Origin of the sequence: Streptomyces sp. NBC_01546, assembly GCF_045208355.1 — a bacterium.
Taxonomy (GTDB): Bacteria; Actinomycetota; Actinomycetes; order Streptomycetales; family Streptomycetaceae; genus Streptomyces.
In genome coordinates, this window is the sequence record NZ_CP109379.1 from 1614347 (window position 1) to 1628201 (window position 13855).

Here is a 13855-nt window from a genome sequence, read left to right on the forward strand (position 1 = left end):
AGACCGAAGCCCTGCTTTGGCGGGGCGGGCCCGTTCTCAGTACGCTGGAAAGGAGTCTTTGCGCCCGCCGGCCCCTGCTCTGAGCGGGTCGGCCCCAGCGGCCCCAGCGGATTCTGCCGCTCAAGGTGGCGGCCACCCCTGCACGTAACGGGCAGGTGTTTTCATGGACCTCAACACCATCAGCGAAGTCGTCCGGCGACCGTCCGACCGGCCGGGCGCCGACTGGCGCGAGGGCGATGCCTGGCTCGCCGGCGGGACGTGGCTGTTCTCCGCCGAACAGCCGGGCCTGCGCCGCCTGCTCGACCTGACGACCCTGGGCTGGGATCCTCTCGTGCCGAGCGGCGCGGGCCTGGAGATCGGCGCCACGTGCACCATCCGGGACCTGTACGCCTTCACTCCTCCGGCCGACTGGACCGCGGGCCCCCTCTTCGCGCAGAGCTGCGAAGCGTTCCTGTCCTCGTTCAAGGTCTGGAACTCGGCGACCGTCGGCGGAAACATCTGCATGTCCCTGCCGGCCGGCCCCATGATCACGCTCACGGTCGCACTCGAGGCCGAGTACGAGCTGTGGGCTCCCGACGGGTCCGTGCGCACCGTCGACGCCCTCGACTTCGTGACCGGGAACAACCGGAACATCCTCTCCCCCGGGGAGATCCTGCGGCGCATCCGCGTTCCGGCGCGCGCCCTGCGGGGGCGCACCGCCCACCGACTGTTCACACTGACCCACTTGGGCCGTTCGACGGTCTTCCTCGTCGGTACGCAGACGCCGGGAACGAGCGACCTGCTGCTCACCGTCACCGCCGGCACCACACGCCCGGTGCGCATCGCCTTCGACACCGTGCCCGATGCGCGCACCCTGCAGCAGAGCATCAACGCCATCCCCGCAAAGGTCTGGTTCGCCGACCCCAACGGAACCCCGGACCACCGCCACCACCTCACCCTGCACTTCGCCGAAGAGATCCGCCACGAACTCACGGCTGGGGGCCCGGCATGACGTACTCCGTGAACGGCAGGAGCTTCTCCGAGGAACCGGACCCCGGCCAGTGTCTGCGTACGTTCCTGCGGGCGCTCGGCCACTTCGGCGTCAAGAAGGGCTGCGACGCCGGCGACTGCGGCGCGTGCACCGTGTGGCTGGACGGCACTCCGGTCCACAGCTGCATCACCCCCGCCTTCCGCGCGGAAGGCCACGAGGTGACCACGATCGAGGGTCTCGGGTCACCCGGCGGCCTGCATCCCGCGCAGCGCCGCTTCCGGGACGCCCCGGGATTCCAGTGCGGGTTCTGCACCGCAGGGATGATCATGACCTCGGCGACGTTCACCGAGGACCAGAAGGCGGACCTGCCCCGGGCGTTGAAGGGAAATCTCTGCCGTTGCACTGGCTACCGGGCGATCGAGGACGCGGTGAAGGGTGTCGTCGGCGTGCAGAGCGCCGCGCCGGGACGGGCCGTCGGAACGAGCGTCGGTGCGCCGGCCGCCGACGACGTGGTGACCGGTCGCGCCGAATTCACGATGGACACCCACATGGAAGGGATGCTGCACCTCAAAGTGCTGCGCTCGCCCCACGCGCACGCCCGCATCGTCTCGATCGACAAGACCGCCGCACTGGCGGTCCCCGGTGTGCATCGCGTCTACACCTGGGAGGATGTGCCGCGCAGGCGCTTCACCACGGCGATCCACACCGACCACCTCGTCGATCCGGACGACACCTACATCCTCGACCACACGGTCCGCTTCGTCGGTCAGCGCGTCGTCGCCGTGCTCGCCGACACGGTCGGGGCGGCCGAGGAGGGCTGCCGGAAGGTGGCCGTGGAGTACGAGGTGCTGTCGGCGGTCTTCGACCCCGAGCAGGCCATGGCCGACGGGGCACCGCAACTGCACGGCTCGGAGGACCCGTTCGCCCGCGACTACGTCCACAACCTCCTACTGGAGATCCACTCGCACATCGGCGACGTCGACACGGGCTTCGCAGCGGCCGACGTGATCCACGAAGGCACGTACTTCTCACCACGCGTACAGCACGCGCATCTGGAGACCCACGGTTCGATCGCCTGGATGGAGGACGGGCGGCTGAACGTCCGCACCAGTTCGCAGTCTCCGTCGATCGCGAAGGTCAAACTGGCCTACCTGTTCGCGCTGCGCCCGGACCAGCTCCGCGTGTTCTGCAAGCGCGTCGGCGGCGGTTTCGGCGGCAAGCAGGAGGTCATTTCGGAGGACCTGGCCGCGCTCGCAGCCCTGGACACCGGGCGGCCCGTCTGTTTCGAGTACACGCGCGAGGAGGAGTTCACCACGGCTTCGCCCCGGCATCCTATGAAGCTGACGGTCAAGCTCGGCGCGAAGGCCGACGGCACGCTCACCGCCTTCCAGGTCCGCAACGTGTCCAACACGGGCGCCTACGGCAACCACGGCGGCGAGACCCTGTACGCGGGCGGCTCCGCCGTCATGATCTACCGCTGCCCCAACAAGAAGTACGACGCCTTCTCCGTCTACACGAACACCGTCCCGAGCGGCGCCCTGCGCGGTTACGGAATGACCCAGCCGGCCTTCGCCGTGGAATCGGCGATGGACGAACTGGCCCTGGCCCTGCACATGGATCCGCTCGAACTGCGACGCCGCAACATCGTGCGCCCGGGCGAGCCGCTCGTCGCCCTGCACGACGGACCCGACGACGTGGTGTTCCACGAGGACGGCCTCGGCAACTGCATCGACCTCGTGGCCGGCGAGCTGGCCCGTACGGCCGACCAGCCCTCCCCCGGCCCCGGATGGCTCGTCGGGGTCGGCGTCGCCAGTTCCATGCACGAGACCGCGCCCCCGACCGAGCACGTCTCCGAGGCCTGGCTCACGCTCGGCGACGACCTCGTGTACGAACTGGCCGTCGGCACCGTCGAATTCGGCGAGGGCACGTCGACCGCGCACGTCCAGATCGCGGCCAGCCAGCTCGGTACGACACCGTCGCGGATCCGCCTGGTGCAGTCCGACACCGACCGCACGGGATTCGACACCGGCGCCTTCGCGAGTGCCGGACTCTTCGTGGCGGGCAACGCGGTCCTCCGGGCGGCGGGCGCCGTGCGCGACCGCATCCTGGACTTCGCCGCCACGCACACGGACGTCCACGTCGTGATGTGCTCGATGGACGACACCGACGTCGTCTGCGGGGACGAGCGCGTCTCGCTGGCCACGCTCGTCGCCGAAGCCCGGGCGCGCGGCATCCGGTTCACGGCCGCCCGCAAGGCGTACGGCTCGCCCCGCAGCGTCACCTCCAATACGCAGGGCTTCCGCATCGCCGTCCACCCGGTGACGGGTGAGATCCGTGTCCTGTACAGCGTCCAGGCGACCGACGCCGGTGTGCTCATCAACCCGCAACAGGTGCGGGGACAGGTGGAGGGCGGTGTCGCCCAGGGCATCGGATTCGCGCTGACCGAGAACTTCCAGATCGACGCGGACGGCGTCATGGCCAACCCGAACCTCCGCAACTACCGCATCCCCACCTACGCCGACGTGCCGCGCACCGACGTGCTCCTGGTGGGCTCGTCGGACTCCGTCGGGGCCATGCGGTCGAAGGGGATGGCGGAGTGCTGCATCAACCCGGTGGCCCCCGCGCTGGCAAACGCGCTCCGCGACGCCACGGGCGTCCGCTACCGCGAGCTGCCCCTCACTCCGGAACGGATCTACGGCCGGCTCGTCGAGAGCCAGTCGGCGCGAACGGGCACGCGACGATGACGCCCGAACGGCAGCCGGACGCCGCGGCGACGGTCATCCTCGGCCGGCGGGTCCGCCCCGGCATGGACCGGGAGTACGAGAAGTGGCAGGACGAAGTCAACGCCGCTGCCGCCCGGTACGCCGGACACCTCGGCGTCCAGGTGTCCCCGCCGACCGCCGTGCAACCCGACTGGGTGATCGTCTACCGGTTCGACTCGGTGGCCCACCTGCAGGCCTGGATGAACGGCGCTACCCGGCAACGACTCCTCGACGCCGGCGAGCCGTACTTCGACGGTCCCGCGACCCAGCAGGTGATCAGCGGTGGCACGCAGCCGACGGACCCGCTCGTGACCGTGGTGGTGACCCACCGCGTCCACCCTGACCACGTAGGCGACTTCCTCGCATGGCAGCGCCACATGAGCCAGGAGGAGAGCAAGTTCGAAGGGTTTCGCGGCACCGAGATCTTCCGCCCCATCGAAGGCATTCAGGACGAGTGGACCACCCTGTACCGCTATGACAACGCCGAACACCTCGACGCGTGGCTGACGTCGGCGAAGCGGCGGGAGATGCTCGCCGAGGGGGAGAAGTTCAACGACTTCAAACTGCGCACGATCGACAACTCGTTCGGCAGTTGGTTCGCCTTTGAGGAGAACGGCAAGGAAGCGCCGCCGCCCTCGGACACGAAGACCGCCATCGCCGTCTGGGTCGGGCTCTACCCGACCGTCGTGATACTGAGCCTGGCCCTGCATCCGCTGGGCATGCCGCTCTGGTTCGGGCTGCTCGTGGGCAACCTGCTGTCGAGCTTCATCATGAGCTTCTTCACGATGCCCCACTACGTGAACCGGCTGCTCAGGCGGTGGCTGTGGCCCCCACCGGACGAACCCCCCGCCAGGACCAATCTCGTCGGCGGCGCCGTCGTCACCGCGCTGCTCGTGTTCTGGGTCATCGTCTTCTACCTCGTGACGGAGGTGTTCTGGACGCTGCCCTGACGCGCGGCCGTGGCGGGGGAAGGCGGGCCGGGAGCAACCCGGCCCGCCTTCCCGGTCACCGCACTAGTCGCTGTACGTCTCGCCCCGCTCGGCCTTCTCCACGAGGGAGGCGGGCGGGGTGAAGCGCTCGCCGTACGTGGTGGCGAGCTCGCGCGCGCGGGCCACGAAGCCCGGCAGGCCGCCCTCGTAGCCGTTGATGTACTGGATCACTCCACCGGTCCAGGCCGGGAAGCCGATGCCCATGATGGAACCGATGTTGGCGTCGGCGATGGAGGTGAGCACGCCCTCGTCGAGGCAGCGGACGGTGTCCAGGGCCTCGGAGAAGAGCATCCGCTCCTTCATGTCCTCGAACGGGATCTCGTACCCCGGCTTGGTGAAGTGCTCGCGCAGCCCGGGCCAGATGCCGGCGCGCTTGCCCGCCTCGTCGTACGCGTAGAAGCCGGCCCCGCCACTGCGGCCAGGGCGGCCGAACTCGTCGACCATCCGGTCGATGACCCCGTCGGCGGGGTGCTCGGCCCATGTGCGGCCCTCGGCCTCGAAGGCCTTGCGGGTCTCGTTGCGGATCTTGCGCGGGAGGGTGAGGGTGAGCTCGTCCATCAGCGAGAGCACCTTGGCCGGGTAGCCGGCCTGGGCCGCGGCCTGCTCGATCGAGGCGGGCTCGACGCCCTCGCCGACCATGGCCACGCCCTCGTTGATGAACTGGCCGATGACGCGCGAGGTGAAGAACCCGCGCGAGTCGTTGACCACGATCGGGGTCTTGTTGATCTGGCGGACCAGGTCGAAGGCGCGGGCGATGGCCTCGTCACCGGTCCGCTCCCCCTTGATGATCTCGACCAGCGGCATCTTGTCGACGGGCGAGAAGAAGTGCAGGCCGATGAAGTCGGCGGGGCGCTTGACGCCTTCCGCGAGCCCGGAGATCGGCAGCGTGGAGGTGTTGGAGCAGAGCAGCGCGTCCGGCTCGATGACGTCCTGGATCTCCTGGAACACCTTGTGCTTGAGGCCGGTGTCCTCGAAGACCGCCTCGATGACGGCGTCACAGCCCGCCAGGTCGGCCGCGTCGGCGGTCGGGGTGATCCGGGCGAGCAGCTCGGCGCGCTGGGCCTCGGTCGTACGGCCGCGGGAGAGCGCCTTGTCGAGCAGCTTCTCGGAGTACGCCTTGCCCTTGGCGGCGGCCTCGGCGCTGACGTCCTTGAGCACCACCTCGATGCCCGCGCGGGCGCAGGAGTACGCGATGCCCGCGCCCATCATGCCCGCGCCGAGGACCGCGACCTTGCGGACCGTGCGCGGCTGGACGCCCTGGGGGCGGCTGCGGCCCGCGTTGACGGCCTGGAGGTCGAAGAAGAACGCCTGGATCATGTTCTTGGCGGTCTGCCCGGTGACCAGCTCGGTGAAGTAGCGGGCCTCGATGGTCAGCGCGGTCTCGAAGTCCACCTGGGTGCCCTCGACGGCGCAGGCCAGGATGTTGCGCGGGGCCGGGTACGGGGCCCCGTTCAGCTGCTTCTTCAGGTTGGCCGGGAAGGCCGGGAGGTTCGCGGCGAACCGCGGGTTGGACGGGGTGCCGCCCGGGATCTTGTAACCGGGTACGTCCCAGGGCTGCTTCGACTCGGGGTTCGCGTCGATGAAGGCGCGGGCCTTGGCGAGCATCTCCTCGGGGGTGGCGGCCAGTTCGTGGACCAGGCCGTTCTCGAGCGCGCGCTGCGGGTTGTACTGGGTCCCCTGGAGCAGCACCTTGAGCAGCGCGTCGGCGATGCCCATCAGGCGCACGGTACGGGTGACGCCGCCGCCGGCCGGGAGCAGGCCGAGGGTGACCTCGGGCAGGCCGATCTTGGAGCCGGGGGCGTCGAGCGCGACGCGGTGGTGGGAGGCGAGGCAGATCTCGTAACCGCCGCCCAGCGCGGCACCGTTGATGGCGGCGACCACCGGCTTGCCGAGGGTCTCGATGCGGCGCAGCGAGCGCTTGATCTCGGTGCCGGTATCGAAGGCCAGCTGCGCGTGCTCGGGGCGCAGTCGGATCATGTCCTTGAGGTCGCCGCCCGCGAAGAAGGTCTTCTTGGCGGAGGTGAAGATGATGCCCCGGATGGAGTCCTTCTCGGCCTCGGCGCGGTCGGCGACGGCCGCGATGGAGTCCTTGAAGGCCTGGTTCATCGTGTTGGCGGACTGGTCGGGGTCGTCGAGGACCAGGGTGACGACGCCGGTCTCGTCCTGTTCCCAGCGGATCGTGGTGGACTCGCTCATGTTCGCTACTTCCGTGTCAGAGGTGGGATCAGGGATCAGGACGGATCAGATGCGTTCGACGATGGTGGCGACGCCCATGCCGCCGCCGACGCAGAGGGTGACGAGCCCGTAGCGCTTGTCCTGGCGCTCCAGTTCGTCGATGACGGTGCCGAGCAGCATCGCGCCGGTGGCGCCGAGCGGGTGGCCGAGCGCGATGGCGCCGCCGTTCACGTTGACCTTGTCGAGGGAGACGCCCATGTCCTTGACGAACCGGAGCACGACGCCGGCGAAGGCCTCGTTCATCTCGATGAGGTCGATGTCGTCGATGGTCAGACCGGCCTTGGCCAGCGCCTTGCGGGTGGCCGGGGCGGGGCCCGTGAGCATGATGGTGGGCTCGGAGCCGGAGACGGCGGCCGAGACGATCCGGGCGCGCGGGCGCAGGCCGTTCCGCGCCCCCGCCTCGCGGGTGCCGATGGCGACGAGCGAGGCACCGTCGACGATGCCGGAGGAGTTGCCCGCGTGGTGCACGTGGTCGATCTTCTCGACCCAGTGGTACTTCTGCAGCGCGACGGCGTCGAAGCCGCCGAGCTCGCCGATGTCGGCGAAGGAGGGCTTGAGCTTGGCGAGGGTGTCGGCCGTGGTCCCCGGGCGGACGAACTCCTCCTGGTCCAGGACGACCAGGCCGTTGCGGTCGGTGACCGGGACCACGGACCCCGCGAAACGGCCGTCCTTGATGGCCTCGGCGGCGCGCTCCTGCGAGAGCGCGGCATACTCGTCCACCTCGCGCCGGGAGAATCCCTCGATGGTGGCGATGAGGTCGGCGCCGATGCCCTGCGGGACGAACCCGGTGTCCCAGTTCGTCATCGGGTCGGCGAACCAGGCACCGCCGTCGGAGGCCATCGGGACGCGGGACATGGACTCCACGCCGCCCGCCAGGACCAGGTCCTCCCAGCCGGAGCGGACCTTGGCGGCGGCCATGTTGACGGCTTCCAGGCCGGAGGCACAGAAGCGGTTCTCCTGTACGCCTGCCACGGTGTCCGGGAGTCCGGCGGCGATGGCCGCGATCCGGGCGATGTCGGAGCCCTGGTCGCCGACCGGGCCGACGACGCCGAGCACGATGTCGTCGATGGTGGCGGGGTCCAGGCCCGGGTTGCGCTCGCGCAGGGCGTGGATGAGGCCGACGACCAGGTCGATCGGCTTGGTGCCGTGCAGGGCGCCGTTGGCCTTGCCGCGGCCGCGCGGGGTGCGGATCGCGTCGTATACGTAAGCTTCGGTGCTCACTGGTCAAGCCTTTCGGGAGGTCTGGGTCTTAGCCGAGGAGGGAGCGGCCGATGATCTCTTTCATGATCTCGGTCGTGCCGCCGTAGATGGTCTGGATGCGGCCGTCGGTGAAGGCCCGCGCGACCCGGTATTCGGTCATGTATCCGTATCCGCCGTGCAGTTGCAGACAGCGGTCGGCGACGCGCTTCTGCAGTTCGGTGGCCCACCACTTGGCCATCGAGGCGTGCACGTGGTCCAGTTCGCCGTTCGTGTGGTCGGTGATGCAGCGGTCGAGGAAGGTACGGGTGACCGCGCACTCGGTGGCCATCTCCGCGATCTCGAAGCGGATGTGCTGGAGCTTCGACAGCGGCCGGCCGAAGGCCTCGCGCTCCTTGACGTACTGGGTGGTGATCTCCAGCAGGTACTCGGCGGCCGCGATGCCGGCCATCGCGATGCCCATCCGCTCCTGCGCGAGGTTGGTCATCAGGTGGACGAAGGCGCCGTTGAGCTCGCCGAGCAGGTTCTCCTTGGGGACGCGCACGTCGTGGAAGAACAGCTCTGCGGTGTCCTGGGCCTTCTGGCCGATCTTGTCGAGGTTGCGGCCGCGCTCGAAGCCCTCCGCGCCGCGCTCGACGACCAGCAGCGACAGACCGTGCGCCCCGCCCTCGGGCGTGGTCTTCGCGACCACTATCACCAGGTCGGCCAGGATGCCGTTGGAGATGAAGGTCTTGGAGCCGTTCAGCACCCAGTGGTCGCCCCGGTCCTCGGCGGTGGTCCGGATCCCCTGGAGGTCGGAGCCCGCGCCCGGCTCGGTCATGGCGATGGCGGTGATGGTCTCCCCGGAGCAGAACCCCGGCAGCCAGCGGCGCTTCTGCTCCTCGGTGGCCAGCGAGGTCAGGTAGGGCCCGATGATGTCGTTGTGCAGGCCGATGGCCAGTCCGGGGGCGCCCGCCCGGGTGAACTCCTCGGCGATCACGGCCGCGTAGCGGAAGTCGGTGTTCCCGCCGCCCCCGTACTCCTCCGGGACGGCGAGGCCCAGCAGCCCCTGGCGGCCCGCGGCCCGCCAGGCCTCGCGGCTGACGATGCCGTCCTTCTCCCACTGCTCGTAGTGCGGCAGCACCTCCTTCGTGAGGAAGGTGCGGACGGTCTCGCGGAACGCCTCGTGGTCGGCGTCGAAGATCCGGCGTTGCATCGGGGGCTCCTTAAAGCCAGTTCTTGACGGTTTCGATCAGCCGGGCCGGCTCGGGGCCGACCGGTGTGACGTTGAGCATCGTGACGCCCGCCTCGCGGAAGGCCTCGACACGCTCGCGTACGTAGCCAGCCGGCCCGCACAGCGTCATCAGCTCGCAGAACTCGTCCGGGACGGCGGCCGCCGCGTCGCGCTTGCGGCCGGAGAGGTAGAGCTCCTGGATCTTCCGGGCCTCCTCCTCGTAGCCGTAGGCCACGGCGAGGTCGTTGTAGAAGTTCTTGCCGACCGCGCCCATGCCGCCGACGTACAGGGCGATCTGCGGGCGCGCCAGGTCCCGTACGGCGGCCGCGTCCTCGCCGATGGCGAGCAGGCCGCCCGCCACGGTCTGGAGCGGGCCGAGCTCCGGCGACCTCTTGGCCGCGCCCTCCGCGAGCGGGGCTCCCCACACCGCGCGGGCCTTCTCGGGGATGAAGAGCGTGGGCAGCCAGCCGTCGGCGATCTCGGCCGTCAGCCGTACGTTGGCCGGGCCGAGCGAGGCGATGTACACGGGGATGGCGTCACGGACCGGCCGGGTGAGGATCTTCAGCGGCTTGCCGTGCCGGCCGCCCTTCTCGGGCGGCAGCGGCATGTCGGTGATGCCATGGTGGTCGATGGTCTCGCGGCGCCAGATGCGGCGGCACAGCTCGACCGTCTCGCGGGTCCGGCCGAGCGGCTTGTCGTACGGCTTCCCGTGCCAGCCCTCCACCACCTGCGGGCCCGAGGCGCCGAGGCCGAGCAGCGCCCGGCCGCCGGAGACCGCGTCCAGGCCGGCGGCCGTCTGGGCGATGAGGCCGGGAGTGCGCGAGTAGACGTTGAGGATGGCCGAGCCGATCTTCAGCCGCTCGGTGCGGGCGGCGAGGTAGCCCATGATCGTCGGGGAGTCGAAGCCCCACGCCTCGGCGACCCATACGGCGTCGAGCCCGGCCGACTCCAGCGCCGCCGCCTCGTCCGCCGCCCGGCGAGGATCCCCCGCGTAGTCGAGCATCATCGACAGTTCCATCAGGCGCCCTTCCCGGTCAGGCCCGGTACGTCCCAGTCACGGGCCACGGATTCGGTGTCCGCGCCCGGCTGCGCGGGGCCGCTCGTGACCGCGGCAGGCGTCGCCGAGAAGCGCGGCGCCGGGGCGGGCTGGGTGATCCCGCCGAAGTCGGTGAAGGTCCCTCGGGCCACGAGGTGCGGGTGGTGCGGGGCCTCCCGCAGCGACAGGACCGGCGCCACGCAGGCGTCGGTGCCTTCGAAGACCGCCGTCCACTCCTCGCGGGTACGGGACTTGAAGCGGGCGGCGACGGCGCCCCGCAGCTCGCCCCAGCGGGCGAGGTCCTTGCGCGCCGGGGCCTGCTCCGCGATGCCGAGCAGCTCCACGAAGGTGTCGTAGAACTGCTGCTCCAGGGCGCCGACCGCCATGTACTGGCCGTCGGAGGTCTCGTAGGTCCCGTAGAAGGGGCAGCCGCCGTCGAGCAGGTTGGCCCCGCGCCGGTCCTGCCAGCCGCCCGCCGCCACCATCCCGTGGATCATGGCGGTGAGGTGCGCGGTCCCGTCGACGATGGCCGCGTCCACGACCTGGCCCGCGCCGCCGGGGGTCCGGGCGTGCTGGAGCGCGGCGAGGACGCCGATGACGAGGTAGAGCGAGCCGCCCGCGTAGTCGCCCACCAGGTTGGCGGGGACGGCCGGCGGCTCGTCCGGGTTGCCGATCATGCCCAGGGCGCCGGTGACCGCGATGTACGCGATGTCGTGCCCGGCGGTGTGGGCGAGGGGGCCTTCCTGGCCCCAGCCCGTCATCCGGCCGTAGACCAGCTTCGGGTTGCGGGCGTGGCAGTCGGCCGGTCCGACGCCGAGCCGCTCGGCGACCCCGGGGCGGAAGCCCTCGATCAGGACGTCGGCGCGCTCGACGAGGTCCAGGACGCGGGCGGGGCCCTCGGCGGACTTGAGGTCGACCAGGACGGAGCGCTTGTTGCGGTTGGTCAGGTCGTAGACGGGGTTGACCGCGAGCCCGCCGCCGCCCGGCCGGTCCACGCGCACGACGTCCGCGCCCAGGTCGGCGAGGAGCATGGCGGCGAACGGGCCGGGGCCGATGCCCGCCAGTTCGACGACGCGCACCCCGGCGAGCGGGCCGGTCCCTGTCACTGCCATCGAGCCCCCAGCATTCATAGCCGCACGGTGTGACACAACTGATGTAACACCAGCGATGCTAGGAACGCGTTCCACTCAGCACAAGAGCAAGCGCTTAGCCATTTGCCTCGATCCGGGCGTCCAGCTCCTTGACGTGCCGCTTGAGGGCCACGGTGCGGTAGCTCTCCTCCACCCACTCGCACAGCACCAGCGCGGAGGGCGCCCCCTTCTCCCCCAGCGGCACGGAGACCCAGCCGGAGCGGCCCAGGCCGTAGCCGGAGGGCTCGGCGCCGGGCGCGGCCATCGCGTGCCCGTGCAGCGCCTCGTCCTTGAGCTTGACGGACAGGCCGGGCGGCTGCGGACCGTCGGCGTTTCCCAGGAAGACGAAGATCTTCTTGTTGACCTTCACCACGCAGTCCTCGGGACCCCACGGATACTCCTCCACGGCCTCCGGAAGCCCCCGGGCGAACTCCCGCACCGCCTCCCACTTGCGCACCGCAGCCTTCATCAACGCCTCCCACATCGAGCCGGCCTTCACGCTAGCCCCCACCCGCTGATCAAAGTCCTCGCGGCGCGGCTGGCGGCTATGTACTCTGAGCACGCTTCAAACCTGAGCTTGTTCAAAAACAAAAATGGGGGGGCCGGTGCGCAATCGCCGACTCGTAATTTCCGCTGCCGTCGTGGCCGCGAGCATGGGTCTCATACCGGGGGCGGCCCAGGCGGATCCGGTCACGCCGGGCAAGAAGGGCATATCCGCTCCCGACGTGGACCTGAAGAAGGCCGCGGCGGAGAACTTCAAGACCTTCAAGAGCTCCGCCGAGCGCTCGGTCCGCGCGTCCGCCGGCGACAAGGCCACCGCGCAGTCGGCGGTCGCCAACCCGAACCTCGCGGTCGGCCTGGCGGCCTACAACGTGTCCGCCCACTCGCTGGAGCTGGACACCACCATCACCAGCGATCCGAACCGGTACGTCGACGCCGTCATCAACTGGGGCGACAACACGACGAGCAACGAGACCGCCTACGGCAGCACGACGATGACCACCGCGCACAACTACGCGGAACTGGGCACCTACACCATCACGGTCACCGCGACGGACCGCGCCGACGGCACCTCCGTCACCAACTCGGTCGAGATCCTCACCGCGGGCTCGGACTTCACCCCGTACGGCCCCACCCGTCTGCTGGACACCCGCAGCGGCATCGGCGGCGCCAAGGCCAAGGTCGCCCCGTACACCACGGCCCGCGTGCAGATCGCCGGCAACGGCTCGATCCCGGCGGGCGTCACGGCCGTGGTCCTGAACCTCACGGTCACCAACGCCACCAGCGGCGGCCACGTCACGGCGTTCCCCTCGGGCGCGGAGCGTCCGATCACCTCGAACGTCAACTTCGCCCCCGGCCAGACCGTGCCGAACCTGTCGGTCGTGCCGGTCGGCGCGGACGGCTACGTGGAGCTGTACAACGGCGGCTGGGAGTCGATCGACCTGATCGCCGACGTCACCGGCTACTACACCAAGGCCGCCTCCAGCGGCTACACCCCGATCGCCCCGGTCCGCTTCGCCGACACCCGCGACGGCACCGGCACCGCCCGGGGCCAGCTCGCCGGGCAGTCGTCCTTCGGCCTGCAGATCGGCAACAGCCGCGGCGTGCCCGCCGGCGTCACCGCCGTGGCGCTCAACGTGACCGTCACCAACCCGCGCGAGGCCGGTCACCTGACCGCCTACCCGAGCGGCCAGTCGGCGCCGAGCGCCTCCAACGTGAACTTCACCGCCGGACAGACCGTCGCCAACTCCGTGATCGTCCCGGTCGGCGCCGACGGCAAGATCAACATCCGCAACGGCGCCTGGGCCGGTACCGACGTGATCGTCGACGTCGTCGGCTACTACAGCCTGGCGAGCGAGGGCGCGTACCTGCGCCTCAAGCCGACCCGCGTGTTCGACACCCGGGACCCCAACGACCCCATCCAGAACACGCCCCTGTGGGCCCGCGACTTCATCCCGATCGACTTCGCCTCCAAGGCGCCCAACCGCACCGGCTACGTGCTGAACACCACCGCCACCAACACGGCGGGACCCGGCTTCGTCTCGGTCGCACCCGACCCGAACTACCGCTGGCAGTACGACAACGGCTCGTGGACCTGGCCTGCCGCGCCCAACTCGTCCACCCTCAACTTCACCGCGGGCAAGACCGTCCCGAACCTGGTGCAGGCGAGCACGGGCTACACCGGCATCATCGACTTCTTCAACCAGTCGGACGAGGACATCGACCTGGTCGTCGACATGTTCGGCTACTACGACAAGGACTGATCCACCGGCAGCGGCGGATCCAGCGCCCCGGGAACGGCCGTCCAGGCCGTCCCCGGGGC

Annotated in this window: 10 protein-coding genes; 4 read left to right on the top strand and 6 right to left on the bottom strand. The window is 70.2% G+C overall.

Translation table 11 applies throughout. The features are described 5' to 3' along the window. Window positions 1-163: 163 nt before the first annotated feature. From OHA89_RS07760 to OHA89_RS07770, 3 genes are read left to right on the top strand one after another with little or no spacing between them, the layout of a single operon-like run. The gene (locus tag OHA89_RS07760; RefSeq protein WP_266613780.1) at window positions 164-991 is read left to right on the top strand and encodes an FAD binding domain-containing protein; all 828 of its coding nucleotides are present in this window, start codon (window positions 164-166) and stop codon (window positions 989-991) included. Then, entirely contained in the window at window positions 988-3714 is a 2727-nt protein-coding gene (locus tag OHA89_RS07765) for a molybdopterin-dependent oxidoreductase (protein WP_406365751.1), read from the top strand. Before OHA89_RS07760 ends, OHA89_RS07765 begins: the two co-directional genes overlap by 4 nt. Continuing rightward, window positions 3711-4682 carry an antibiotic biosynthesis monooxygenase gene (locus OHA89_RS07770; RefSeq protein WP_266613783.1) on the top strand — a complete coding sequence of 324 codons (972 nt, stop codon included), beginning with the start codon at window positions 3711-3713 and terminating at the stop codon, window positions 4680-4682. The genes OHA89_RS07765 and OHA89_RS07770 overlap by 4 nt, the downstream gene beginning before the upstream one ends. A 63-nt stretch (window positions 4683-4745) precedes the next feature. Here the strand turns inward: OHA89_RS07770 and OHA89_RS07775 are convergent, their stop codons facing one another. The 6 genes from OHA89_RS07775 to OHA89_RS07800 all read right to left on the bottom strand — a co-directional run bounded on the left by OHA89_RS07775 (window position 4746) and on the right by OHA89_RS07800 (window position 12016). Beyond that, window positions 4746-6917 carry a 3-hydroxyacyl-CoA dehydrogenase NAD-binding domain-containing protein gene (locus tag OHA89_RS07775; protein WP_406365752.1) on the bottom strand — a complete coding sequence of 724 codons (2172 nt, stop codon included), beginning with the start codon at window positions 6915-6917 and terminating at the stop codon, window positions 4746-4748. 45 nt (window positions 6918-6962) lie between these two features. After that, on the bottom strand, window positions 6963-8177 hold the full coding sequence (locus tag OHA89_RS07780) for an acetyl-CoA C-acetyltransferase (RefSeq protein WP_266613787.1): 1215 nt from the start codon (window positions 8175-8177) through the stop codon (window positions 6963-6965). A 28-nt stretch (window positions 8178-8205) separates the two neighbouring features. Further along, a complete protein-coding gene (locus tag OHA89_RS07785) occupies window positions 8206-9348 on the bottom strand; it encodes an acyl-CoA dehydrogenase family protein (protein ID WP_215142139.1) in 1143 nt (380 codons plus the stop codon). Between the two features lie 10 nt (window positions 9349-9358). Then, window positions 9359-10384 carry an LLM class F420-dependent oxidoreductase gene (locus OHA89_RS07790; RefSeq protein WP_215142137.1) on the bottom strand — a complete coding sequence of 342 codons (1026 nt, stop codon included), beginning with the start codon at window positions 10382-10384 and terminating at the stop codon, window positions 9359-9361. Beyond that, window positions 10384-11514, bottom strand: a complete 1131-nt coding sequence (locus OHA89_RS07795) for a CaiB/BaiF CoA-transferase family protein (RefSeq protein ID WP_323186077.1) — start codon at window positions 11512-11514, stop codon at window positions 10384-10386. The genes OHA89_RS07790 and OHA89_RS07795 overlap by 1 nt, the downstream gene beginning before the upstream one ends. Window positions 11515-11608: 94 nt before the next feature. Beyond that, complete coding sequence (locus tag OHA89_RS07800; RefSeq protein ID WP_215142149.1) at window positions 11609-12016, bottom strand: MmcQ/YjbR family DNA-binding protein; 408 nt, start codon at window positions 12014-12016, stop codon at window positions 11609-11611. 157 nt (window positions 12017-12173) lie between these two features. On the opposite strand from OHA89_RS07800, the gene OHA89_RS07805 reads away from it, so the two are divergent. Next, window positions 12174-13796 (top strand): hypothetical protein, encoded by a 1623-nt coding sequence (locus OHA89_RS07805; protein ID WP_266613792.1) that lies wholly within the window; start codon window positions 12174-12176, stop codon window positions 13794-13796. The last annotated feature ends 59 nt before the right edge of the window (window positions 13797-13855 follow it).

Excerpts from the sequence above, each read along its gene's own strand:
- OHA89_RS07760 (WP_266613780.1), top strand. The coding sequence starts at position 164 with ATGGACCTCAACACCATCAGCGAAGTCGTCCGGCGACCGTCCGACCGG.
- OHA89_RS07765 (WP_406365751.1), top strand. The coding sequence starts at position 988 with ATGACGTACTCCGTGAACGGCAGGAGCTTCTCCGAGGAACCGGACCCC.
- OHA89_RS07770 (WP_266613783.1), top strand. The coding sequence starts at position 3,711 with ATGACGCCCGAACGGCAGCCGGACGCCGCGGCGACGGTCATCCTCGGC.
- OHA89_RS07775 (WP_406365752.1), bottom strand. The coding sequence starts at position 6,917 with ATGAGCGAGTCCACCACGATCCGCTGGGAACAGGACGAGACCGGCGTC.
- OHA89_RS07785 (WP_215142139.1), bottom strand. The coding sequence starts at position 9,348 with ATGCAACGCCGGATCTTCGACGCCGACCACGAGGCGTTCCGCGAGACC.
- OHA89_RS07790 (WP_215142137.1), bottom strand. The coding sequence starts at position 10,384 with ATGGAACTGTCGATGATGCTCGACTACGCGGGGGATCCTCGCCGGGCG.
- OHA89_RS07795 (WP_323186077.1), bottom strand. The coding sequence starts at position 11,514 with ATGGCAGTGACAGGGACCGGCCCGCTCGCCGGGGTGCGCGTCGTCGAA.
- OHA89_RS07800 (WP_215142149.1), bottom strand. The coding sequence starts at position 12,016 with ATGTGGGAGGCGTTGATGAAGGCTGCGGTGCGCAAGTGGGAGGCGGTG.